This is a genomic window from Pseudomonas sp. IPO3749 (genome assembly GCF_013386605.1).
Lineage (GTDB): Bacteria > Pseudomonadota > Gammaproteobacteria > Pseudomonadales > Pseudomonadaceae > Aquipseudomonas > Aquipseudomonas azotoformans_A.
This window is the reverse complement of record NZ_JACARN010000036.1, coordinates 26,846-47,769: the sequence shown is the minus strand read 5'-3', so window position 1 is coordinate 47,769 and position 20,924 is coordinate 26,846. Positions and strand designations below refer to the sequence as shown.

The 20,924-nt window shown below is 61.7% G+C and carries 26 protein-coding genes; 6 read left to right on the top strand and 20 right to left on the bottom strand.

Going from position 1 to position 20,924, the window contains the following annotated elements:
* Positions 1-2 precede the first annotated feature (2 nt).
* The 4 genes from phnF to phnC all read right to left on the bottom strand — a co-directional run bounded on the left by phnF (position 3) and on the right by phnC (position 3,564).
* A complete protein-coding gene (gene phnF, locus HX812_RS14990) occupies positions 3-707 on the bottom strand; it encodes a phosphonate metabolism transcriptional regulator PhnF (RefSeq protein ID WP_177128227.1) in 705 nt (234 codons plus the stop codon).
* A 36-nt stretch (positions 708-743) separates the two neighbouring features.
* Positions 744-1,526: a phosphonate ABC transporter, permease protein PhnE gene (phnE, locus tag HX812_RS14985; protein ID WP_016978496.1), complete on the bottom strand. Its 783-nt coding sequence runs from the start codon at positions 1,524-1,526 to the stop codon at positions 744-746.
* 170 nt (positions 1,527-1,696) lie between these two features.
* On the bottom strand, positions 1,697-2,698 hold the full coding sequence (phnD, locus tag HX812_RS14980) for a phosphonate ABC transporter substrate-binding protein (RefSeq protein WP_038845852.1): 1,002 nt from the start codon (positions 2,696-2,698) through the stop codon (positions 1,697-1,699).
* Between the two features lie 32 nt (positions 2,699-2,730).
* A complete protein-coding gene (gene phnC, locus HX812_RS14975) occupies positions 2,731-3,564 on the bottom strand; it encodes a phosphonate ABC transporter ATP-binding protein (protein ID WP_038845851.1) in 834 nt (277 codons plus the stop codon).
* Positions 3,565-3,939: 375 nt separating this feature from the next.
* Here phnC and HX812_RS32105 point away from each other — a divergent pair, with 375 nt between their 5' ends.
* The gene (locus tag HX812_RS32105; RefSeq protein WP_371318419.1) at positions 3,940-4,086 is read left to right on the top strand and encodes a DUF6124 family protein; all 147 of its coding nucleotides are present in this window, start codon (positions 3,940-3,942) and stop codon (positions 4,084-4,086) included.
* A gap of 240 nt (positions 4,087-4,326) precedes the next feature.
* Positions 4,327-5,523 (top strand): ATP-binding protein, encoded by a 1,197-nt coding sequence (locus HX812_RS14970; RefSeq protein WP_038842011.1) that lies wholly within the window; start codon positions 4,327-4,329, stop codon positions 5,521-5,523.
* 91 nt (positions 5,524-5,614) lie between these two features.
* Here the strand turns inward: HX812_RS14970 and HX812_RS14965 are convergent, their stop codons facing one another.
* The 10 genes from HX812_RS14965 to ccmA form a co-directional block, all read right to left on the bottom strand.
* Positions 5,615-6,010, bottom strand: a complete 396-nt coding sequence (locus HX812_RS14965; protein ID WP_033901408.1) for a lipoprotein — start codon at positions 6,008-6,010, stop codon at positions 5,615-5,617.
* A gap of 15 nt (positions 6,011-6,025) precedes the next feature.
* Positions 6,026-7,213: a c-type cytochrome biogenesis protein CcmI gene (gene ccmI, locus HX812_RS14960; protein WP_038842010.1), complete on the bottom strand. Its 1,188-nt coding sequence runs from the start codon at positions 7,211-7,213 to the stop codon at positions 6,026-6,028.
* A complete protein-coding gene (locus HX812_RS14955; RefSeq protein WP_017136200.1) occupies positions 7,206-7,679 on the bottom strand; it encodes a cytochrome c-type biogenesis protein in 474 nt (157 codons plus the stop codon). The genes ccmI and HX812_RS14955 overlap by 8 nt, the downstream gene beginning before the upstream one ends.
* A complete protein-coding gene (locus HX812_RS14950) occupies positions 7,676-8,212 on the bottom strand; it encodes a DsbE family thiol:disulfide interchange protein (RefSeq protein WP_016978490.1) in 537 nt (178 codons plus the stop codon). Before HX812_RS14950 ends, HX812_RS14955 begins: the two co-directional genes overlap by 4 nt.
* Entirely contained in the window at positions 8,209-10,197 is a 1,989-nt protein-coding gene (locus tag HX812_RS14945; protein ID WP_038842006.1) for a heme lyase CcmF/NrfE family subunit, read from the bottom strand. The genes HX812_RS14950 and HX812_RS14945 overlap by 4 nt, the downstream gene beginning before the upstream one ends.
* 3 nt (positions 10,198-10,200) lie before the next feature.
* Complete coding sequence (gene ccmE, locus HX812_RS14940; protein ID WP_028615684.1) at positions 10,201-10,656, bottom strand: cytochrome c maturation protein CcmE; 456 nt, start codon at positions 10,654-10,656, stop codon at positions 10,201-10,203.
* On the bottom strand, positions 10,653-10,829 hold the full coding sequence (gene ccmD, locus HX812_RS14935) for a heme exporter protein CcmD (RefSeq protein WP_038842003.1): 177 nt from the start codon (positions 10,827-10,829) through the stop codon (positions 10,653-10,655). The genes ccmE and ccmD overlap by 4 nt, the downstream gene beginning before the upstream one ends.
* Entirely contained in the window at positions 10,826-11,581 is a 756-nt protein-coding gene (locus HX812_RS14930; protein ID WP_038842001.1) for a heme ABC transporter permease, read from the bottom strand. The genes ccmD and HX812_RS14930 overlap by 4 nt, the downstream gene beginning before the upstream one ends.
* Before the next feature lie 83 nt (positions 11,582-11,664).
* The gene (ccmB, locus tag HX812_RS14925; protein WP_003189951.1) at positions 11,665-12,333 is read right to left on the bottom strand and encodes a heme exporter protein CcmB; all 669 of its coding nucleotides are present in this window, start codon (positions 12,331-12,333) and stop codon (positions 11,665-11,667) included.
* On the bottom strand, positions 12,330-12,965 hold the full coding sequence (ccmA, locus tag HX812_RS14920; RefSeq protein WP_038841997.1) for a cytochrome c biogenesis heme-transporting ATPase CcmA: 636 nt from the start codon (positions 12,963-12,965) through the stop codon (positions 12,330-12,332). Before ccmA ends, ccmB begins: the two co-directional genes overlap by 4 nt.
* 200 nt (positions 12,966-13,165) lie before the next feature.
* Between ccmA and HX812_RS14915 the strand changes: the two genes are divergently transcribed.
* Together HX812_RS14915 and HX812_RS14910 are read left to right on the top strand one after the other, a co-directional pair.
* Positions 13,166-14,743, top strand: coding sequence for a flagellar hook-length control protein FliK (locus HX812_RS14915; protein ID WP_038841994.1), 1,578 nt, complete (start codon positions 13,166-13,168; stop codon positions 14,741-14,743).
* On the top strand, positions 14,740-15,069 hold the full coding sequence (locus tag HX812_RS14910) for an EscU/YscU/HrcU family type III secretion system export apparatus switch protein (RefSeq protein ID WP_038841992.1): 330 nt from the start codon (positions 14,740-14,742) through the stop codon (positions 15,067-15,069). Before HX812_RS14915 ends, HX812_RS14910 begins: the two co-directional genes overlap by 4 nt.
* Position 15,070: 1 nt before the next feature.
* Here the strand turns inward: HX812_RS14910 and HX812_RS14905 are convergent, their stop codons facing one another.
* The 3 genes from HX812_RS14905 to moaB form a co-directional block, all read right to left on the bottom strand.
* The gene (locus tag HX812_RS14905) at positions 15,071-16,327 is read right to left on the bottom strand and encodes a hypothetical protein (RefSeq protein ID WP_152514676.1); all 1,257 of its coding nucleotides are present in this window, start codon (positions 16,325-16,327) and stop codon (positions 15,071-15,073) included.
* A gap of 102 nt (positions 16,328-16,429) precedes the next feature.
* The gene (glp, locus tag HX812_RS14900; RefSeq protein ID WP_038841987.1) at positions 16,430-17,656 is read right to left on the bottom strand and encodes a gephyrin-like molybdotransferase Glp; all 1,227 of its coding nucleotides are present in this window, start codon (positions 17,654-17,656) and stop codon (positions 16,430-16,432) included.
* Complete coding sequence (moaB, locus tag HX812_RS14895; RefSeq protein ID WP_038841985.1) at positions 17,640-18,179, bottom strand: molybdenum cofactor biosynthesis protein B; 540 nt, start codon at positions 18,177-18,179, stop codon at positions 17,640-17,642. The genes glp and moaB overlap by 17 nt, the downstream gene beginning before the upstream one ends.
* Before the next feature lie 76 nt (positions 18,180-18,255).
* On the opposite strand from moaB, the gene mobA reads away from it, so the two are divergent.
* Together mobA and HX812_RS14885 are read left to right on the top strand one after the other, a co-directional pair.
* Complete coding sequence (gene mobA / locus HX812_RS14890) at positions 18,256-18,858, top strand: molybdenum cofactor guanylyltransferase MobA (protein ID WP_038841983.1); 603 nt, start codon at positions 18,256-18,258, stop codon at positions 18,856-18,858.
* A 79-nt stretch (positions 18,859-18,937) separates the two neighbouring features.
* Positions 18,938-19,159 carry a YgdI/YgdR family lipoprotein gene (locus HX812_RS14885; protein WP_016978480.1) on the top strand — a complete coding sequence of 74 codons (222 nt, stop codon included), beginning with the start codon at positions 18,938-18,940 and terminating at the stop codon, positions 19,157-19,159.
* 56 nt (positions 19,160-19,215) lie between these two features.
* Here HX812_RS14885 and HX812_RS14880 read toward each other — a convergent pair whose 3' ends face one another.
* The 3 genes from HX812_RS14880 to HX812_RS14870 form a co-directional block, all read right to left on the bottom strand.
* Positions 19,216-20,106, bottom strand: a complete 891-nt coding sequence (locus HX812_RS14880; RefSeq protein WP_038842018.1) for a pseudouridine synthase — start codon at positions 20,104-20,106, stop codon at positions 19,216-19,218.
* A 73-nt stretch (positions 20,107-20,179) separates the two neighbouring features.
* Positions 20,180-20,515 carry a hypothetical protein gene (locus tag HX812_RS14875; RefSeq protein ID WP_038841980.1) on the bottom strand — a complete coding sequence of 112 codons (336 nt, stop codon included), beginning with the start codon at positions 20,513-20,515 and terminating at the stop codon, positions 20,180-20,182.
* A 73-nt stretch (positions 20,516-20,588) separates the two neighbouring features.
* Entirely contained in the window at positions 20,589-20,825 is a 237-nt protein-coding gene (locus tag HX812_RS14870; protein WP_038841978.1) for a glutaredoxin family protein, read from the bottom strand.
* Positions 20,826-20,924: the final 99 nt, after the last annotated feature.

The window sequence follows — 20,924 nt, the reverse complement described above, 5'->3', positions numbered from 1 at the left end:
CATCAGGTCACCACTTGGTACTGGAAGCGATCCGAACGGCTGGTGGACTGTGCCAGCTCCACCGGGCGGCCGTCGCGATCGCGGGAAAGGGTGAATACGGTGAGGGCCGGCAAGTGCCGAGGCATCATCAGCAGCGCGGCTTCATCACGGTTGGGCAAACGCGCACCGATCAGGCTTTGGGTGCGCGTCAGCGGCAGGTCGCGTTCGCGCAGGTACTGGCGCAGCGAACCGCCGGTGTAGTCGGCCAGCAACGGCGCCCGGCTGGCGCAGTAGCGATGGCGAATCAGGCTGACGGGTTGGTGGTCGAGTTTGCGCAGGGTCTGCAGCTCGATCATCGGCGCCATTTCGGCAATGCCCAAGTGCTGCGCCTCATCGTGACTGGCGTAGCAGTAACGGCGCTTGAGCAGCACCGCTTCCACGCCCACGCCTTGGGCCGACAGCGACTGGCTGTAGGAGGTCTCGGCGCCCATCGGGTAGATCAACGGGCGATCAAGTACCTGGGTGCCCTTGCCCTGACGGCGCAACAGGCTGCCTTCGAATACCAGCTCGTCGATGGCGCGGCGCAGCGTGTGGCGGTTGACGCCAAAACGCTCGGCCATGTGCACCTCGCCGGGCAGGAAGTCGCCGGCGCTGTAGCTGCTCAATTCACGGCGCAGGATATCCGCGAGTTCGCGGTACACCGGCTCATCTTGTCTAGACAACTGCATGCTTAAAAAAAGCGCCGCGCGGGCACCCCTCCGACGTCAGATGAACTGCTTGCGCAGGCGTTGGGACAACACGTCGATCAAACTCACCACCACGATGATCACCAGCAGCACCGCGCAGGTTTGTACAAACTGAAAGGCGCGGATGTTTTCCCAGAGGATCACGCCGATCCCGCCCGCGCCGACCATGCCGACCACCGTGGCCGAGCGCACGTTGGCTTCGAAGCGGTACAGCGCGTAGCTCACCCACAGCGGCATCACCTGGGGGATCACGCCGTAGATCACTTCCTGCAAGGCACTGGCACCGGTGGCACGCACGCCTTCCACCGGGCCTGGGTCGATGGCTTCGACGGCCTCAGCAAACAGCTTGGCGAGGACGCCGGTGGTGCTGATCCACAGGGCCAAAACGCCAGCGAAAGGACCGAGGCCGACGGCGACCACGAACAACATGGCGAACACCATTTCATTGATGGAGCGGAAGGCGTCCATGACCCGGCGCAGGGGTTGGTGGATCCACCAGGGGGTGATGTTGTCGGCGCAGAGAATGCCCAGCGGCACCGAGCAGACAATCGCCAACACCGTGCCCCACAGGGCGATCTGCACGGTGACGATCATCTCCTTGAGGTAGGAGCGCCATTCGTGGAAGTCCGGCGGGAAGAAGTCGGCGGCGAAGGTCGCCATGTTTCCGGAATCGCGGTACAGCGCCAGCGGGTTCATCTCGGCGCCGTGCCAGGCCCAGGCCAGCAGGACCAGGAACAGGCCCCAGCCGAGGTATTGCGGCCAAGTGCGTTTGCCGACGGCTTCAGCGTGCAAGGTTGTCATGGGTCACTCTCGATCAATGTGTATGAGTGGGCTTTCTGTGGTGAGCCTGGCTTCTGTGGTGAGCGGGCTTGCCCCGCGCTGGGCTGCGCAGCAGCCCCAATGGCTCTGCTGTGAACCCGTCGGGGGACAAGCCCCCTCACCACAAAAGCACTCTGCATACAGGCGGGGGATTAGCCGTTAGCTGCGGTTTTTTTGTCGAGTTCGGTGATGCGCTGCTGCAACTTGGCCAGGTCAGCATCGATATCGGCGAGTTTCTTGGCCTTATCCGCCGCTTCCAGCTTGTCGTCCGCGCTGATCGTGGTGCGCTGCTTGAACAGCTCCAACTGGCGGATCGGCAACAATTGGTCGTCGCTGGAGGCGAGGAACTTGCCCAGCTGCATGTTCTTCAGCACGGCCTTCTCTTCATCGGTGTCACCGTAGTGGGCGAAGAAGTCGCGGATCTTGGTTTTCTCGCTGTCGCTCAGGGCCTTGCTCCACACCATCGGGTCGGCCGGGATCAGCGGTGATTTCCAGATCACCTTTAGCATGGCGGCCTTGTCCGGCTGGGTGACTTCCAGGCGCTCCCAGCTTTCGGTGTTGAAGGTGGCGACGTCCAACTGCCCCTTGGCGACGCTCAGCGCGTTGACTTCATGGCTGGAGTTCAACGTGCGCTTGAACGCGGTGGCGGCGTCCACATGGTTCTTGGCAAACACGTAGTAGCCCGGTACCAGATAGCCCGAGGTGGAGTTCGGGTCACCGTTGCCGAAGGTCAGGTTCTTGGCGTTCTTGAGCATGTCTTCAACGTTGTTGATCGGGCTGTCCTTGCGCACGATCAGCACGCTCCAGTAACCGGCGGCGCCGTTGGCGGCGGCGGTCTGGGCGAAGATCTCGCCGTTGGAGCGGTCCACCGCTTCCATCGCGGCCTTGTTGCCCAGCCAGGCCACATCGACCTTGTTGAAGCGCATGCCCTGGATCAGCCCGGCGTAGTCGGAGGCGAAGGTGGCGTTGATGGTCAGGCCGGTCTTCTTGTGCATGTCATCCAGGAACGGCTGCCAGATGCTCTTGAGGTTCTGCGAAGACTCGGTGGACATGATGCCGAAGTTGATGGCTTTGTCGGCCGCGTAGGCATTGCCCATGGCGACACTGGCCAACAACGCGGCGGACAGAAACACTTGGCCGATACGGTTCAACATGGAAAGGATTCCTGTGGGTCGTGAGTAGGATTTCAAGCGCGCGCCAGGGCCAGCCGAGGGGTGACGGAGGTGTGGCGGGTCTGGTCGGAAAACATCAGGCTGGTGTCGACGTCGGCACCGTACAAATCATTGAGGAAGTGGCTGCTCATCTCGCTGCCCTGCCCGTCGAAATGAATGCGGCCACCTTTAAGGGCCACGGCACGCGGGCAATAACGCATGGCGTAATCGACTTGATGCAGGGTCACCACCACGGTCTTGCCGTCGCGGCGGTTGATGTCAGCGAGGATCTCCATGACCTTGCGTGCCGACTCCGGGTCCAGCGAAGCGATAGGTTCGTCGGCCAGGATCACCTCGGCGCGCTGGGTCAATGCACGGGCAATCGCCACGCGCTGCTGCTGGCCGCCGGACAAGGTCGAGGCCCGTTGCGCGGCCAGGTCGGCCAGGCCAACGCGTGCCAGGGACTCCATGGCGAACGCTTTCTCTTCAGCATTGAACAAGCCCAGGTTGCCGCGCCAGCGCGGCATGCGGCCCAGGCAACCGAGCAGCACGTTGTCAAGCACGCTCAGGCGGTTGACCAGGTTGAACTGCTGGAAGATGTAGCCGATGTCCGCGCGCAGCCGCCGCACCCTGCCATTCAAGCGCCCGCTGGCCTGTACTTCCCGGCCCAGCACCTTGACGCTGCCGCCGTTGCTCTTGTCGCAACAGGCCAGCCCCGCCAAGTGGCGCAACAAGGTGGACTTGCCAGAACCGGAAGCGCCAATCAGCGCGACCATCTCACCTGGGGCAATGGTGAGTTCGAGGTCGACCAACGCGGATTTCTTCGCAAAGGTCTTGTTCAAGTGATCGACATGGATAGCGTGATTCATGGGCTTCTCTGTCTTGTTTGAACAGCCAGGGGATGGCTGCGGTTGAGTTCAAACGACAGTAGGCGCGGGAGGTGTCAGTGCTATTACTTGCACATGACTGGAGGGGGTCGGTTGGATGAAGGTTTTGTGAAAGGTTGGACTTGGCTGAAACTCGGATCAACCCTGTGGCGAGCAGGCTTGCCCTGCGTTGGGCTGCGTAGCAGCCCCAGTATGGCCACCGTGTTCATTCAGGCAGAACGCGTCGCCAGGTTTTGGGGCCGCTTCGCAGCCCAACGCGGGGCAAGCCCGCTCGCCACAACATATGCGATTTTTCCTACCTTCCCTTTCGGTTGCGGTTGCCATAACGCACCGTTAGCGTCTCGCAATCGCTGCTCGCTGGAATCGGCAACTGTGTGTGCGTACGACTGTGCCGAGCACTTGGATGGCTCGGGCCGCAAGCAGGTGTTGGCGGTGGTGCAGATGATTGAGATTGCTCAGTTGTGGGTGGATACGGCACTGGAGCGGGAGTGCCCCGTGAACTGATGCATTTCGTTGATCGCTCCCACTTAGAGCCTGGGCGCGATCAGCATGGCCGGCGCATTCTGGACAGAAAAATGCTTGGTTAAGGTTTGATGCAAGGTTTTGATGGCAGTGGAGACAGCCTCTGCTTCAATCTGTTTGAAGCGCTCAATATCTATGCGCGACGTAGGCTAAAGCTTGAGATATGTAGGGAGTTTAGCTAGTTTATGAAAATCACATAACATTGATAAGTTCGGTATATTCATGAACCCTATTACGAATCCCTACTCCCCCGGAGCAGGCACACCACCGCCCGAACTTGCCGGAAGAGGTGAGCTACGAGAACGTGTGCGGATAGGTATAGCCCGCTTGCGAACAGGTCGTCCGGCAAAAAGCGTGTTGATGGTCGGACTCCGAGGGGTTGGAAAAACCGTATTACTTGATCAGATGCGTCTGGATGCAGAAGGTGAAGGTGTACATACCATACGTATTGAAGCCCCTGAGAATCGATCCCTTCCGGCTTTGCTCGCCCCGCAGTTACGTCTGGCCCTTCTCCGACTGAGCCGCCTGGACGCGGCAAAGGATCTGGCCCGCCGTGGTTTGCGCGCGCTGGCAGGCTTTGCCGGCTCACTGAAAGTTATCTATGCCGATATTGAGGTGGGACTGGATCTCGAACCTGAGGCGGGTCTAGCGGATAACGGCGATCTGGAGGCAGATCTTTCCGCACTGCTTGAGCAAGCAGGCCTGGCAGCCAAGTCAGTTGGCTCCGCACTGGTGATTTTTATCGACGAAATGCAATACGTCGAAGAGTCGCAATTCTCTGCACTCATCTCTGCTTTGCACCGCTGCGCCCAGTCACGCCTGCCTGTCACCGTAGTGGGGGCTGGTCTTCCTCAGCTGCGAGGTCGAGCGGGCAACGCGAAATCATATGCCGAAAGGTTGTTTGACTATCCGGAAATCGGACCTCTATCTGAGGCAGAGGCAACACTCGCCATCGTCAAACCCGCTGAAGACGAAGGCGTGGCATACGATCCAGAAGCTGTTGAAATCATCGTCAGCAGAACCCGGGGTTATCCGTATTTCCTACAAGAATGGGGCAATCACGCATGGGATGTCGCGGGGGAAAGCCCTATCACGATTACCGACGTGGAACTCGCCTCCGGCGAGGCCGTAGCGGCGCTCGATGAGAGCTTCTTTCGGGTACGCTTTGATCGTCTCACTCCTACGGAGAAGAAGTACCTACGAGCAATGGCAGAGCTCGGACCCGGACCGCATCGATCCGGAGATATTGCTGATCGACTGGGTCGCCGGGTTCAGGCGCTGGGGCCCATCCGCAATAGCCTGATTGCGAAAGGAATGATCTGGAGCCCGAATCACGGGGACACGGCATTTACAGTTCCTCTTTTCGATGAGTTTATGAAACGAATCATGCCGGGAGATGAGTGGGGTATGGCTAACTGACTAACACTGAGCAACGCTCCCACAGATGATCTTTGAGATTGGAGAACGTGTTGCACAGGCATGAAAAAGGCGACCCGAAGGTCGCCTTTTGTCATTGCGCGTACTGCTTGCTCAACCCCGGCGGTACGCCCTGCACGTCGGTCTCTTCCCACGGCCCGTTCGGGCTGATAGAGCGGCTCCAGCCGTTGCTCCAGCGGTAATACGTGCGCTGGCGGTAGAAGGTGTCGGGCTGTTCGTCCAGCACATACACCTGCATCTTGCCGTCCCAGTGGCTCACGGCGCCCGGGGGTGGGGCGAAGGTCGCGGATTTGGTGGGCACTGGCTTCGGTGCAGGGGTCACTGGGCCGGAGGGTTTGGTGGTTGGCTGGGTCGACGGGCCCGACGGTGGAATGGTCGGGCCGGTAGGCGCGGGAGGTGGGCGGTGGACCGCACAAGCGCTCAGGCCCAATACCAGGCTAAGCAGGGTGATGCGTGCAAATGCGGTCATAGGCGTTTCCTCGATTTACTTGTCCGGACTGTCGATGGTCAGCTGCTGCAGGGCAGTCGTGGTGCTGGCCAAGGGTTGGCTGCGGCCGATCCACTCGCCAGCTGTCGGAACACCAGCCCGGGATATGCGCGCAACCAGTTGGACTTCGGGGAAGTTCGACAGTTTCAACTGCGGCATCATTGCGTCAGCATCGCCCAGTTCGACGGTGATCGGCAGTTCGGCGACGGTGACGCGTTTGGCGGCCAATGGCGCCGGTGGGCCGGAGACCGCACGGGCAAAGATGAACACGCTGTCAGTCGGCAGGGCTTTGGCCTTCACGTCGGCGCTCAGATCTACACGAACTTTCATCGCGGCTTTTTGAGGGGCGACGGTGCCGCCGTTTTCTTTCAGCTTCTCAGCTGCGCGATCAATGCCACCTTGCAACGCCGCGCGGGAGTTGTCTTCCGCTGGCAGTTGGGCCAGCAGACGGTTCCAGTAGTCAATCGCCTCCTGATAACGCTGGCCTTCAAATGCCGCAATACCGAGCAGGCCAAGGCTGGTGACTTCCTTCGGATCCAGCTTCAAGGCTTCATCGGTCAGCGCCTGAACCTTGGGCGACCACTGTTTATTGTCGGCAAAGTACTGCGCCTGGGCCCACTGGCCGAGCAGTTCCGGCTGGCGCCCGGCCAGGGCCACGGTGCGCTCGAAGACCTTTGCGGCATCGGCGGAACGGTCCTGGGCCATGTAGGCACGCCCCAGGAAATACAGGCCTTCCGGCGAATCCGGTTGGGCGGCGGCGGCGCGTTCCAGGCGCTGGGTCATGTCTTCCATGGACACCGGCGGCTGGGAGAACTCGCGGGTCAGTTCGACCTTGTCGCTGGCCCCGTAATGCAGGTACAGCGCAACGCCCAGGACAGGCACCAGAAACGCCGCCAAAAATGGCAACGGCTTGCCCAGGCGCGACTCGCGGGGTTTTTCCACGCCTTCGGTGTCGGCCAGCAATTCGCGCGCAGCTTCGGCGCGGCCGGTGTCGAGTTGGGCGGCGTTGAGCACACCTTCGTCCTGCTGCACTTGCAGCTCGGCCACACGTTCTTGGTAGAGCGCCACGTTCAGCGCGGTGCGATCCTCTTCGCGCTGGGCGCGGCGGCCGCGCAGTACAGGGATCAGCAGGAAACTCAGGGCAATCAGAAGCAGCAAGCCGGCTGCGAGCCAGAAATCAATCATCAGTCTTGGTGTCCAGCAATTGGTCGAGACGTTTACGCTCATCAGGGGACAGCGCGTCGGAGCCGTCAGTCGGTGCGGCGCGACGGCGGCGCACGATCACGGCCATGACGACGACGCCAGCCAACAACAGCCCGGCAGGGCCGAACCAGAGCAGCGCGGTCTTGCCGGTGAGCGCCGGTTTGTAGCGCACGAAATCACCGTAGCGGTCGACCATGAAGTCGATGATCTGCTGGTTGTCCTTGCCCTCCCCGAGCATACGGAAGATCTCTTTGCGCAGGTCGGCGGCGATGGGTGCGTTGGAGTCGGCAATGTCCTGGTTCTGGCACTTGGGGCAACGCAGTTCCTTGGTCAGTTCGCGGAAACGCTCGCGGTCACCGTCCTTGGCGAATTCGTAAGTGTCGATGGCGGCATGGGCCACGCCGACCAGTCCAAGCGCCAGGACCGCAGCGGCTAACAGACGCTTCATGGCTTGGCCTCATCGACCAGCGCCTGGTACTTGGCGGCCAGTTGCTCGCGCCAGACCACTTCGTCGATCACGCCGACGTACTTGTCGCGGATCACGCCCTTGGCGTCGATGAAGAAGGTTTCCGGAGCACCGTACACACCGAGGTTCAGGCCGAGGTTGCCGTCTTCATCGCGGATATCCAACTGATACGGGTTGTGGAACTCGGCCAGCCACTTCAAGGCCGCTGCATTGTCGTCCTTGTAGTTGATGCCGTAGATCACCACGCCCTTCTCGGCCAGCTTGTTCAGCACCGGGTGTTCGACGCGGCAGGAGATGCACCAGGTGCCCCACACGTTGACCAGCGCCGGTTTGCCCAGCAGGTCGGCCTGGGTCAGGGTTTTGTCGCCCTGCACGGTCGGCAGCGAAAACGCCGGGAACGGCTTGCCGATCATCGCCGAAGGCAGCTCGGCCGGGTCCAGATACAACCCGCGATACAAGAACACCGCAACCACCAGAAACATCGCCAGCGGCACAACCATCAACCAACGCTTCATGCCGCCGCTCCCTGTAGGCCGAGCGCTTCACGCACCCGGCTCTTGACCTTGACCCGATAACGCCGGTCCAGCGCGGCCAGCAAGCCACCGAAACCGGTGAGCAGGCCGCCGAACCAGATCCAACGCACGAACGGTTTCACGTGCACGCGCACGGCCCAGGCGCCGTCGCCCAAGGGTTCGCCCAACGCCACATACAGGTCGCGGGTGAAACCGGCGTCGATGCCGGCTTCGGTCATCATCGAACTCTGCACGGTGTACAGGCGTTTTTCCGGGTGCAGCACAGCGATTTCCTTGCCGTTGCGTACGACACGAACGGTGCCTTTGTCTGACGTGAAATTCGGCCCTTCGAAGTGCTTGGCACCCTCGAAGATGAAATGGTAACCGGCCAGGTCCATGGACTCACCCGGCGCCAGGCGCAGGTCGCGCTCGGCGCTGTTCTGGCTGGACAACACCACGCCCAGGGCGCACACGGCGATGCCAATGTGGGCGATCTGCATGCCCCAATAGCTGCGGGTCAGGCTGGGCAGGCCCTTGATCAAGCCTTTGTGGCGAGTCTTGTCGACGACGTCACGCACGCCGGCCAGCAATACCCAGGCAGCGAGCAGGAAGGTCGCGAGCACCGCCCAGTTGAAATCGCCGTAGGCAAACCCGGCGATCACCGCCAAGGCCACGCTGCCCAGCAGCACCGGCATCAGCATGCCCACCAGCCATTTCACCGGGGTGTCTTTCCAGCGCACCAGCACGCCGACGGCCATCACCACCATCAACAGGCCCATCAAAGGAATGAACAACGCGTTGAAGTACGGCGGGCCGACGGACAGCTTGGCGCCGCTCAGGGCATCCAGCACCAAGGGGTACAACGTGCCGAGCAGAATCATCGACGCCGCTACTACCAGCACCAGGTTATTGCCCAGCAGCAAGGTTTCCCGCGACCACAGGTTGAAACCGACCTGGCTCTTGACCACGGGCGCACGCAGGGCAAACAACGTCAGGGAGCCACCGACTACAAACAGCAGGAAGATCAGGATGAACACGCCGCGCTCCGGGTCGGAGGCGAACGCATGCACGGAGGTCAACACGCCCGAACGCACCAGGAAAGTGCCGAGCAGGCTGAGAGAAAATGCCGCGATGGCCAGCAACACGGTCCAGCTTTTGAACACGCCGCGTTTTTCGGTGACGGCCAGCGAGTGAATCAGCGCCGTGCCCACCAGCCAAGGCATGAAGGAGGCGTTTTCCACCGGGTCCCAGAACCACCAGCCGCCCCAGCCGAGTTCGTAATACGCCCACCACGACCCCAAGGTGATACCAATCCCAAGGAAAGCCCAGGCGACGATGGTCCACGGCCGCGACCAGCGTGCCCAGGCCGCATCTAGGCGCCCACCGAGCAAGGCGGCGATGGCGAAAGCAAAGGCCACGGAGAAACCTACGTAACCCATGTAGAGCATCGGCGGGTGCACGATCAGGCCGATGTCTTGCAGCAATGGATTGAGGTCATGCCCGTTTGTAGGAATCTGCGGCAGGATGCGGCTGAACGGGTTGGAGGTCATGATCAAAAACAGCAGGAAGCCGATGCTGATCATGCCCATCACCGCCAGCACGCGCGCCAACATCACTTGCGGCAGTTGGCGCGAGAACACCGACACGACGAAGGTCCAGCCGCCAAGAATCAGCGCCCACAGCAGCAGCGAACCTTCGTGGGCGCCCCACACGGCGCTGAACTTGTAGTACCAGGGCAAAGCGGTGTTGGAGTTATTGGCGACGTAGGCGACGGAAAAGTCGTCGGTCATGAAGGCGTAGGTCAGGCAACCAAAGGCGAACAGCAAAAAGGCAAACTGGCCCCAGGCCGCCGGCTGCGCCAGGCTCATCCACAGGCGGTCGCCACGCCAGGCGCCGAGCAACGGCACCACGGCCTGGACGACGGCAAAACACAGGGCGAGGATCATCGCCAACTGGCCCAGCTCCGGAATAAACAGTGCGGACGTCATGGCTTAGCCCTCCTTGGCAGGCGTTGGCGCGGATTGGCCGCTGTCTTTCAGGGCCTTGGTGACTTCCGGCGGCATGTATTTTTCATCGTGCTTGGCCAGCACTTCATCGGCCACCACCACGCCGTCGGCGTTGAGCTTGCCCAGGGCGACGATGCCCTGGCCTTCGCGGAACAGGTCCGGGAGGATGCCGCGGTAGGTGATGGTCACGGCTTTGTTGAAGTCGGTGACCACGAACGTCACGTCCAGGGAATCACCGGAACGCTTCAGCGAGCCCTGCTCCACCATGCCGCCGGCGCGAATCCGTGTATCGACAGGGGCTTCGCCATTGGCGATCTGGGTCGGGGTGTAGAACAGGTTGATGTTCTGCTGCAGGGCACTCAAGGCCAGGGCCACGGCAATGCCGACGCCGGCCAGGATGGCAAGGATGATCAACAGACGCTTTCTACGCAGCGGATTCACTTTTCGGTCTCCCGGCGCAGACGACGCGCCACTTGTTGCAGGTAACGCTTGCGGGCCAGGATCGGCGCGGCGACGTTGAGGGCCAGCACCGCCAGGCAGATGCCATAGGCCGTCCAGACATACAGGCCGTGATGGCCCATGGCGAGAAACTCGCTGAAAGAAGCAAAACTCATGCGCGCGCTCCCAGGCTGTTTTGCACTTCGGCCTTGACCCAGCTGGTGCGCGATTCACGCTTGAGCACTTCAAGGCGCATGCGCATCAGCAACACGGCGCCGAAAAAGCAGTAGAAGCCCAGCACCATCAGCAGCAGCGGCGCCCACATTTCCACGGGCATTGCCGGTTTTTCGGTGAGGGTGAAGGTGGCGCCCTGGTGCAGGGTGTTCCACCACTCCACCGAGTATTTGATGATCGGAATGTTGATCACGCCAACAATCGCCAGCACCGCGCAGGCCTTGGCGGCGCTGTCACGATTGCTGATCGCGTTGCCCAGAGCAATCAGACCGAAGTACAGGAACAGCAGGATCAACATGGACGTTAGTCGCGCATCCCACACCCACCACGAACCCCAGGTGGGTTTGCCCCAGATTGCGCCGGTGACCAGCGCCACGGCAGTCATCCACGCGCCAATGGGCGCGGCGCATTGCAGGGCCACGTCCGCGAGTTTCATTTTCCACACCAGGCCGACGATGCCGCACACCGCCAGCATCACGTAGCAGGACTGGGCCAGCATCGCGGCGGGCACGTGGATGTAGATGATGCGAAAGCTGTTGCCTTGCTGGTAGTCCGGCGGCGCAAAGGCCAGGCCCCAGACCAGGCCGATGCCGATCAGCAATACGGCAGCGATGCTCAACCACGGCAGCAGCTTGCCGCTGATGCCATAGAACCATTTGGGCGAGCCGAGCTTGTGAAACCAGGTCCAGTTCATTGCTGTTTCCATCACGGTAGCTTTTCGTCGTTGCGAAAAGCTTAGGGTCTTTACTGGTTAAGACAACGCTTAACCAGACCTCATTATTCGCCGACGCTGATCTTCAGGCCGGCCGCTATAGCAAAGGGTGTCAGGGTTACCGCCAGGGCGGTCAGGCTACCAAGCCACAGGAGGTAACCGGTCGCCGGCATGCCCATGAGTGCGGCCTGTAAAGCACCGCTGCCCAGGATCAACACCGGGATATACAAAGGCAGAATCAACAGGGCCAGTAACAGGCCGCCCCGCTTCAAACCCACGGTCAACGCTGCGCCCACAGCCCCCAACAGGCTGAGCACCGGCGTACCGAGCAACAAGGACAGGAGCAACACCGGCAGGCATTCGACGGGCAAGCCCAGCATCATCGCCAGCAGCGGCGAGAGCAAGACTAGCGCCAAGCCGGAAAAAGCCCAGTGTGCCAGTACCTTGGCCAGTACCAGAAGTGGCAGAGGGTGCGACGAAAGGACCCACTGTTCCAGGGAACCGTCTTCGAAATCACTGCGAAACAGCCCGTCCAGCGAGAGCAGGACCGATAAAAGCGCGGCCACCCACACCAGTCCCGGGGACAAGGTTTGCAACAGTTTAGTCTCGGGGCCGACTGCCAACGGGAACAACGCGATGACAATCGCGAAGAACACCAGCGGGTTGGCCAGTTCCGCCGGGCGACGGCAGAGCAAGCGCGCTTCACGGGCGACCAACAGGGCGAATACGCTCATGCCGACCACCGCCCTAGATCGAGATCGCGATAGCCAGCAGGCATGCGCGTCAGCGTGTGGTGGGTCGTGAGGATGACCAGACCGCCCTGCTCACAATGCTGGGCCAGGTGTTCTTCCAACTGGGCGACGCCTTGTTTGTCGAGGGCGGTGAAGGGCTCGTCGAGAATCCACAGCGGCGGCCCCGGCAGGTACAAACGCGCCAGGGCCACGCGGCGCTGCTGGCCGGCGGACAAGGTGTGGCAGGGAACGTCTTCAAAGCCCTTGAGGCCGACTGCGGCCAGGGCCTGCCAAATGGCATCGCGCGACGCGGGATGATGCAGGGCACTGAGCCAGCTGAGGTTCTCTTCGGCGGTGAGCACGTCCTTGATGCCGGCGGCGTGGCCGATCCAGATAAGGTTGCGCGCCAGTTCGGTACGTCGTTCGTTGAGGGCCTTGCCGTTCAGGCGAACTTCCCCAGCCGTCGGCTGCATCAACCCGGCCAACAGGCGCAGCAAACTGGTCTTGCCGCTGCCGTTGGGGCCGCTGACCTGCACCATGTCGCCGCCCGTCAGCCGCAGTTCGAGGTGCTCGAACAGCAGGCGCAGGTCGCGTTCACAGGAGAGCGCTACGGCTTCAAGAAGAGGGCTGGTCAAAAGATCGCGGGCCTTTACGGTTCAAGTCGGCGGTGCAGCGGCCGTTAAAGAGAAATGCACAATAACGGCTTTGGCGACCGATTTTAGAGAGCTGGATCAAATAGTTGTGAGGTTTTTACCGCTCTCTTTGCAGACGGGCGGCATTATACATGTGATGCCCTACTCTAAAGAGGGCAATTTCCCCAGAGACGACGCGCGCGATGACCGGTGAGATCAACCTTCCTACGCTTCCACCCGCCCCGGCAGCCGGGCCCGGCCCTGCGCCTGCGGCCGGCGAGTTGCTGAAACTGCTGGAGCCGCAGATCGGCCTGATCGACCCTGGGAAAACCGCGAACGCAGAAGTCATCGCCCTGAAACAAGGCGGTGAAGCCTTTCAGTTGCTGCTCAAGTTGACCCTTGAAGGCGGCCGCCAAACGTTGGTGCAGGCCAGCAGCCCGCAGCCGCTGCCGTTGGGCAGCAATGTGGCGGTGAGCCAGACGCCCACCGGCAACCTGACCCTCAGCCTGCAACAGGCCTTGAGCGCCAATGTCGCCGCCCTCACCCGCATCGACACCCACCAGATGCCGGTGGGCGCACTGCTTCAGGCCAAGGTGCTGACCACCCAGATGTTGCCCCAGGGCACGGCGCAACCGGCGATCTATCGCTCGCTGGTCACCGTGCTCAACAGCGCACTGACCGGCGCGACCCTGAGCGTGGAAAGCCCGCAGCCGTTGCGCGTCGGCAGCCTGCTCAGCGCCGTGGTACAGAACGCGCAGACTTTAAGCTTTGTGCCGTTGAGCGGACTCAAGGATCAGCTGGCCGTCACCCAACAACTGTCGACCCAGCAAAGTCGCCAAGGCTCGCTGGATGCCGTCTTCACAGCGCTGCAGAACCTGCCACGCGGCGACAGCACCTCCGCCGAGCTGCGCGGCGCCGCCGAGCGTTTACTCGCCGCCCTGCCCGACCTGGCGCAGGTCAGCAATCCCAAGGTATTGGCGCAAGTCATCCAGAACAGCGGTGCCTTTCTGGAAGCCAAGCTGCTCGCCGGGCAAAACCCGCAAGTCCCACCGCTGGACATGAAAGGTGCCTTGCTGCGCCTGGTCGCCGACTTGCTGCCTGCGCTCCCCGCCAGCACCAACATGAATGCCATCCTCGCCGCCAACACCCTGGCCCAGGTGCTGCCCAACTTCGTGCGCAGCCCTTTGAACACCCTCGGCCAGGTCAGTGCGCGCCAAGCACCCGTTGGCTTTCCTCTGCCTGAACGGCTGATGGCCAAACTGGAAGGCGAAGGCGACCTGGAAAACCTGCTGCGCCTGGCCGCCGGGGCAATCTCGCGGTTGCAGAGCCATCAATTGTCGAGCCTGGAACAGACCGGCACCACCGCCGACGGCCGCCTGCAAACCACCTGGCAGCTGGAAATCCCCATGCGCACGTTGCAAGACATCGTGCCGTTGCAGGTCAAGTTCCAGCGCGAAGAACCGGCGCCGGACAAGGACCAGCCCGAACGCAAAGAGAAAAAGGATGCCAAGCAGATGCTCTGGCGCGTCGAACTGGCGTTCGACATGGAGCCGCTGGGGCCGCTGCAGGTGCAGGCGCAATTGAGCCAGGGCAAACTCTCCAGCCAGTTGTGGGCCTCGCGGCCATTCACCGCCAGTTTGATCGAAAGCCACTTGGGCAGCTTGCGCGAACGCCTGGTGACGTCGGGGATCAATGTCGGCGACCTCGATTGCCACCTCGGCACCCCGCCACGCGGGCCGAAAACCGGACTGGAGCAACGCTGGGTGGATGAAACCGCATGAAAAACGCCAACCCACCGCGCCAGGCGATTGCCCTCAAGTACGACGGCCAGCAGGCACCGACCCTGACCGCCAAGGGCGACGATGCCCTGGCCGAAGCCATCCTGAAGCTGGCGCGCGAAAACGAAGTGCCGATCTATGAAAACGCCGAGCTGGTCAAACTGCTGGCGCGGATGGAACTGGGCGACAGTATTCCAGAGGACTTGTACCGCACGATCGCCGAGATCATTGCGTTTGCCTGGACGCTGAAGGGCAAGTTCCCGGTCGGGTATGACCCGGACGCCGCGCCGGTAGAGCGCGACGTGACCGAACGTGGGGATGACTACTGAATCAGCCGGGCCTCACACCGGCCAACACGCGGGCCGCTACCGAGGTAGCAACCGGTATGCGCTGGGCGTGCTGTGTCAACGCCTGCTCGAACGTCAGCCCCTCATACCGCCGCAATGCTGCACCAAACGCACTCGCCTGCGCAGGCGCAAGTGGAGCCGTGAAGGCCTCGATGAACGGCGCGTCAATCATGGTGGTGCGAACACTCTCTACCTCTGCCTGTATGGAATGGTTGTCCCGGGCAGTCACTTTATCGAACAGGGCTTGATCCTTGATCACAAAATCCTGGGCACCGGGTGCGCGTTGAGCAACGAGCACATTCTGCTGACCGTTCCAGGCCGACAGCGAATACTCCTTTAGCCTGTCCTGGCTGTTCTTGACTGACTCGATACTTGGGCCACGGTGCTCCAGGCCCGCACTGAAAAACTGGCTCAGGACATTGAAGCCCATCACTGCCTCATCGGTGCCACGCTTGAGAATCCGACAGCACAAGGTCGCGAGGTCCACCTGGATATCGTGGAAGTGCAACTTGGGTTCCTGGCTCAAGCGTGCGATATCGGCGATTTTCTGGTTGAAATCGTTTGGCCACAGGTACAACGCATCTCGCGTCAGTGGCTGCCCCAGGCGCTTTTCCATGGGGCCCATGAACTGCTGAACCAACGCAGCGCCTTGGTCATGCACCTGCAACATGCTCGTGCCGGGCATACGGTTCTGGATCATGTTTTTGACAACATCGGTATTGAGCGCGAACTGGCCGGTGAGAAAGGTGGTTTTACCCGCTGATGGCGCACCACGGACTATCGAGACATCCTGCGACAAGGCAGGTGCCGGGTCTTGAAGAATGGACTGGAATTGCGCCAGGTATTTTTCTGCCACTTGGACCGTCAGGTTCTTCAGGATGTTGGCATTGAGGCTGTCGACCTCTGGCAGCCAAACGTTTCGCTGACCCAGGGCCTGCGCCAGTGTCGGCAAGGTTTTGTCAGCCGCAGCCGGGTCGGCCCAGCCCAGTCGTTCATTGTCCTGCAGCCGTTTTAACTGACCAGGGTTACGCGTCAGCGCCTGCCAGGAAGTGATACTCGGATCGGCGATCATGCAGGCAAGCCGTTCCCGATAAGTGTTCTCGGAAAGCGGCCTGCCGATCAGTTGATTCAAAACCCCGCGTGCAGTGCTTGAATTGATTGACGCTGCCGAGGGCAAGTCGGGCTCGGCGTGAGCGGATGCCGCCACGCCATGAACGGATGCAGCAGGTTGGATAGTCATCGTCAGTCCTCCAGTAACCGGGACTCGAAAAACTAGCCTGCCCGCCCTGCTTGGCTCATAGGACTTGTCTTGACTGTGCGCCCGCCGTCGGTGAATTGTGTGTCAGCCAAATACCTCACTCAAGGGAATGAAGTTGACCCGGTCGCCCATCGCCAGCGTCGTGCCTTCCAACACCTCCACAAACCCTTCCGCCCACGCCGCACTGCGCAGCACGCCGGAGCTCTGGTTGCGGTAAATGATCGCTTTGCCTTGCTCGATGCGACCGCGCAGGTACTCGCGGCGGTTGCCCGGTTTGGGCCACTCGAACCCCACCGGCACGTCGAAACGCAGTGGCTCGACGTCCTGCACACCTTGGCGGCGCAGCAGATAAGGGCGTGCCAGCAGCGCGAACGTGACCAACGTCGACGCCGGGTTACCGGGCAGGCCGATCACCGGCACGCCACGGAAGTGGCCGAAGGTCAGCGGCTTGCCCGGTTTGATCGCCAGTTTCCACAACGCCAGCTCACCCTCTTCACGCAGGGCGATCCCAAGGAAATCCGCTTCGCCAACCGACACACCGCCCGTGGACAGGATCAAGTCGACACTGCCCAAGCCGCCCAGGCGCGCGCGGGTTTGCTCAAGGTCGTCGGGCAGGATGCCGGCGTCGATCACTTCACAGCCCATGCGCGTAAGCCATGAGCACAGCACGCGCCGGTTGCTGTTGTAGATCTGCCCCGGTCCGAGCGGCAAGCCCGGTTCGATCAACTCATCGCCGGTGGATAGAACCGCCACGCGTGGGCGGCGTACCACTGCCAGGCGATCATGGCCGAGAGACGCCGCAAGGCCCAGTTCAATTGGGCCCAGGCGCGTACCCGCCGTTAAAACAAGCTCGCCTACGGTGGTTTCCTGGCCTTGGGGACGGATGTTCTGGTCGAGGTGCAGGGGTTCGGTAAAGCTCACGCGCGCATCGGCGTGGACCACGGCGTTCTCCTGCATTTCCACGCAGTCGGCCCCTTCCGGTACTGGGGCGCCGGTGAAGATGCGGGCGCAGGTGCCGGCGGCCAAGGGTTGTGGCGCCTGGCCTGCGAAAATGCGTTGGCTGACCACCAGGGGTTCGCCGGTCCAGTCCGCCAACCGCACGGCATAACCGTCCATGGCGCTGTTCGGCCACGGCGGCAGGTCGAGGGTGGAGATCAGGTCTTGCGCCAGTACACGACCATCGCAATCCGCCAGCAACAGGCTTTCCTGCTCACGGATCGGCGCGGCGTCGGCCATCGCCAGCAGTTGAGCCAAGGCGTCCTCCACCGGCAGCAGTGCGCCGGTCCTGCCGGGCTTACCCACGGGATTCACAAGGCTCGGCCTGTTTCAGGTGCGAGACGAAGTTGCACGGGCGGTGACGGTTGTCCAGTTGCTCGGCAAGGATGCCGTCCCAGCCGGTACGCACAGCATTGGTGGAGCCCGGCAGGCAGCACACCAGGGTGCCATTGGCCAAACCGGCCAACGCGCGGGACTGCACGGTGGAGGTGCCGATGTCGGCCACGGAAATCTGGCGGAACAGTTCGCCAAAGCCGTCGACCTGTTTGTCCAGCAGGCAGCTCACCGCTTCGGGGGTGCTGTCGCGGCCGGTGAAGCCGGTGCCGCCGGTGATCAGCACCACCTGCACCACGTCTTCGGCGATCCAGTGGGCGACCTGGGCGCGGATCTTGTAGAGATCGTCCTTGAGCAGCACGCGCTCGGCCAGGTTGTGGCCGGCGGCCGTCAGTCGGTCAACGAAGACCTGGCCGGAGGTATCGGTTTCCAGGGTTCGGGTGTCGCTGACGGTCAATACAGCGATATTCAGGGGTACGAAGGGCGCATCTGCCTTGGCTTTCATGGCACGGTCCGGTTGTCGAAGGAACAGCCCGATGTTATATCACAGGCCCCCCTTTTGCTGCCGCTGCGGAGCTGCCATGCCTATCGATTCGCCCCCACTGCCCTGTTCGGTTCTGCTGCTCTCTGGTGGGCGCGGCCAACGCATGGGCGGCCAGGACAAAGGCTTGCTGGAGTGGCGTGGCCAGCCGTTGATTGCGCATTTGCAGCACTTGGTGCGACAGCTCACGGACGACCTGATCATCTCGTGCAATCGCAACCCGCAGCAGTACGCCAGCTATGCCGACCAACTGGTGACCGACGACAGCCCGGACTTCCCCGGCCCCCTCGCCGGTATCCGTGCGGGACTTGCCGCCGCCCGTCATGCGCACCTGCTGATATTGCCGTGCGACGTGCCGCATATCGACGCAGGGCTTATCCAGGCTCTGCGTGAGACCGCGCAACGCAACCCGCTGCTGCCGGTGATGGTGCGCCATGGCGCGTTCTGGGAACCGTTGATCTGCATCGTCCCCACGGGCCTGCGCGATGCGGTGGACAGGGCCTGGCACGCCGGTGAGCGCAGCCCGCGCAAGCTCTTCCTGCAACTTGGCGGCGTGGGTCTGGAATGCCCGGCAGATGATCCGCGCCTGGCCAACCTTAATACGCCGGAGCTGTTACAGACGCCGTCGGGCGTGTCAGAATGAACCTCGCACCCGGAACTTTGTCGACGCTGCATGCGTCACAAGGTCAGCCATTAAAAAGTATTCTCTCGGAGACAGACTCATGACTCAACGGACCATCGCCGCTCTCATGCTTGCACTGGGCCTCGCCACCCTCGCCGGTTGCGCCTCGCCGACAGTGATCACCCTGAATGACGGTCGCGAAATCCAGGCCGTCGACACCCCTAAATTCGACAAGGACTCGGGCTTCTACGAGTTCGAACAGTTGGACGGCAAGCAGACCCGCATCAACAAAGACCAGGTTCGCACCGTCAAAGACTTGTAAGTCTTAGCGTTTGCCATCAAGGCCCGCCTCGCGCGGGCCTTGTCGTTTCCGGGGGGTTACCAGTCGAGGCTGATGCGGCTGCGGAAACTGCGTTCCTCCCCCGTGACCGGGTCAATAAAACGCACGCCCTGGGCCAGCAGTTTGAGGGGGTTGGCGTAATCGTCTACCGCGTCTTTGATCACGTGGGGGTAGAAGGGGTCGTTGCAGATGCTCGCGCCGAGGGCGCTCATGTGCACGCGCAGCTGGTGCTTCTTGCCGGTCACCGGGAACAGGCCGTAGCGCCACAGATCGCCGTTTTTCTCGCGCACCTCCACCGCCGTTTCGGTGTTGGGGACGCCATCACCTTCCTGCATGCGAAAGAACGGCTCGCCATCCACAAGTCGGCTTTTGTGCACCCTGGGAAAGGTCAGGTCCGGCAGGGCTGGGGCGATGGCTTCATAGAATTTATCGATCTGGCGAGTGGGAAACAGTTGCTGGTAAGCCGAGCGGCTGGCCGGATTGGCCGAAAACAGCACCAGCCCCGCCGTGTGCCGGTCGATACGGTGCAACGGCACCAGTGAGGGATTATCCAGCCGGCGAATCAGGCGGCGCAGCAGGGTTTGCTCGACGTATTCACCGGCCGGCGTCACGGGCAGGAAGTGCGGCTTGTCAGCGACCACCAGATGCTCGTCGGCATACAGGATGGTTTCCTGCACCAGGATGACTTTCTCGTTAGGCACTTCGCGAAAGTAGTAGATGCACAAGCCTTCCTTGTAGCCCAGGTCGACGGTGATCGGGGTGCCGTTGATATCCAGCACCCGGCCTCGCGCAATGCGGTCCAGCCAGTGTTCGCGGCGGATGGCCGGGAAGTGCTCGCACAGGCAATCCAGCACCGTCGCCCAAGAACCGGGCGGCAGATACAAGGTGCTGGCTTGGTGCTGGGACGCGGAAAAACCGGAGGTGGACATGAAATGCTCAAAGCCTGTGACAAAACCGGCGGGCATTATCCTGCATTGCGCGGGATTGAGCCTAGGGCGGATCTCAAGCCTTGGCCAACTCCGCCCGCAGGATCGGCGAAGCACTGGCGGCGTCGGTGAACTCCTTGAGCCAGCGCAGCACGTCCACCGCTTCCCAACGGCCCGGATCGTACAACGCGTACAACAAGCCCTGGTAACCCACCACATCCAGCTGCTTGTGGTAGCCGGCGCGCTGGAATAACGCCTCGATCTCTGCAAAGCAGGTATTGAAATGCACTTTGTTAAAGGGCGTCTTGCCTTCCGTGACCAGACCATCGAGGCGCAGCTCGTTCACCGCGTCGCGCACGACGTTGGCGGACATGCGATTGACGCTGCTTTTCAGTTGTTCAACATTCACCACGGGCGTTCCCTCAATTCAATCGCTGTACAAACATACAGTAACTTAATATTTGGAAACCTGCCATCGCATAAACCTAACGAAGGAAGGCAACAACCTGTTGTGAGTCAAATGGCCAATCCAGTTCCGCGCCGGTGTCCGTCCGGCGAAGCACCGGAATCCGCAGGCCGTAGGCTTCGGTCAGGTCTTCGGGGTCGGTGATGTCCACCAATTCCACCAGCAAGCCGTGTTCGACGAGCGGCATGATTTCGACTTCGGCAATCTCACACAGGTGACAACCCAGGGTGCCGAACAGCTGGCATTCAGGAAGCATGGCGAAGGGACCTGATCAGAAAACAGGCAGACATTCTAAGCCCGGTGACCGCCTGAAGCCCACTCTATAAACCCTGACCCAGGTCACCATGGCCTATAA

Excerpts from the sequence above, each read along its gene's own strand:
- ccmB (WP_003189951.1), bottom strand. The coding sequence starts at position 12,333 with ATGAGCGTATTCGCCCTGTTGGTCGCCCGTGAAGCGCGCTTGCTCTGC.
- HX812_RS14905 (WP_152514676.1), bottom strand. The coding sequence starts at position 16,327 with ATGACTATCCAACCTGCTGCATCCGTTCATGGCGTGGCGGCATCCGCT.
- HX812_RS14955 (WP_017136200.1), bottom strand. The coding sequence starts at position 7,679 with ATGAAGCGTCTGTTAGCCGCTGCGGTCCTGGCGCTTGGACTGGTCGGC.
- HX812_RS14930 (WP_038842001.1), bottom strand. The coding sequence starts at position 11,581 with ATGAACTGGACCTGGTTTCACAAGCTCGGCTCGCCCAAATGGTTCTAT.
- HX812_RS14885 (WP_016978480.1), top strand. The coding sequence starts at position 18,938 with ATGACTCAACGGACCATCGCCGCTCTCATGCTTGCACTGGGCCTCGCC.
- phnF (WP_177128227.1), bottom strand. The coding sequence starts at position 707 with ATGCAGTTGTCTAGACAAGATGAGCCGGTGTACCGCGAACTCGCGGAT.
- HX812_RS14870 (WP_038841978.1), bottom strand. The coding sequence starts at position 20,825 with ATGCTTCCTGAATGCCAGCTGTTCGGCACCCTGGGTTGTCACCTGTGT.
- phnD (WP_038845852.1), bottom strand. The coding sequence starts at position 2,698 with ATGTTGAACCGTATCGGCCAAGTGTTTCTGTCCGCCGCGTTGTTGGCC.
- HX812_RS14965 (WP_033901408.1), bottom strand. The coding sequence starts at position 6,010 with ATGACCGCATTTGCACGCATCACCCTGCTTAGCCTGGTATTGGGCCTG.
- HX812_RS14910 (WP_038841992.1), top strand. The coding sequence starts at position 14,740 with ATGAAAAACGCCAACCCACCGCGCCAGGCGATTGCCCTCAAGTACGAC.
- HX812_RS14945 (WP_038842006.1), bottom strand. The coding sequence starts at position 10,197 with ATGACGTCCGCACTGTTTATTCCGGAGCTGGGCCAGTTGGCGATGATC.
- mobA (WP_038841983.1), top strand. The coding sequence starts at position 18,256 with ATGCCTATCGATTCGCCCCCACTGCCCTGTTCGGTTCTGCTGCTCTCT.
- HX812_RS14915 (WP_038841994.1), top strand. The coding sequence starts at position 13,166 with ATGACCGGTGAGATCAACCTTCCTACGCTTCCACCCGCCCCGGCAGCC.
- HX812_RS14950 (WP_016978490.1), bottom strand. The coding sequence starts at position 8,212 with ATGAAGCGTTGGTTGATGGTTGTGCCGCTGGCGATGTTTCTGGTGGTT.
- moaB (WP_038841985.1), bottom strand. The coding sequence starts at position 18,179 with ATGAAAGCCAAGGCAGATGCGCCCTTCGTACCCCTGAATATCGCTGTA.
- phnE (WP_016978496.1), bottom strand. The coding sequence starts at position 1,526 with ATGACAACCTTGCACGCTGAAGCCGTCGGCAAACGCACTTGGCCGCAA.
- ccmI (WP_038842010.1), bottom strand. The coding sequence starts at position 7,213 with ATGATTGATTTCTGGCTCGCAGCCGGCTTGCTGCTTCTGATTGCCCTG.
- HX812_RS14970 (WP_038842011.1), top strand. The coding sequence starts at position 4,327 with ATGAACCCTATTACGAATCCCTACTCCCCCGGAGCAGGCACACCACCG.
- HX812_RS14880 (WP_038842018.1), bottom strand. The coding sequence starts at position 20,106 with ATGTCCACCTCCGGTTTTTCCGCGTCCCAGCACCAAGCCAGCACCTTG.
- phnC (WP_038845851.1), bottom strand. The coding sequence starts at position 3,564 with ATGAATCACGCTATCCATGTCGATCACTTGAACAAGACCTTTGCGAAG.
- ccmD (WP_038842003.1), bottom strand. The coding sequence starts at position 10,829 with ATGAGTTTTGCTTCTTTCAGCGAGTTTCTCGCCATGGGCCATCACGGC.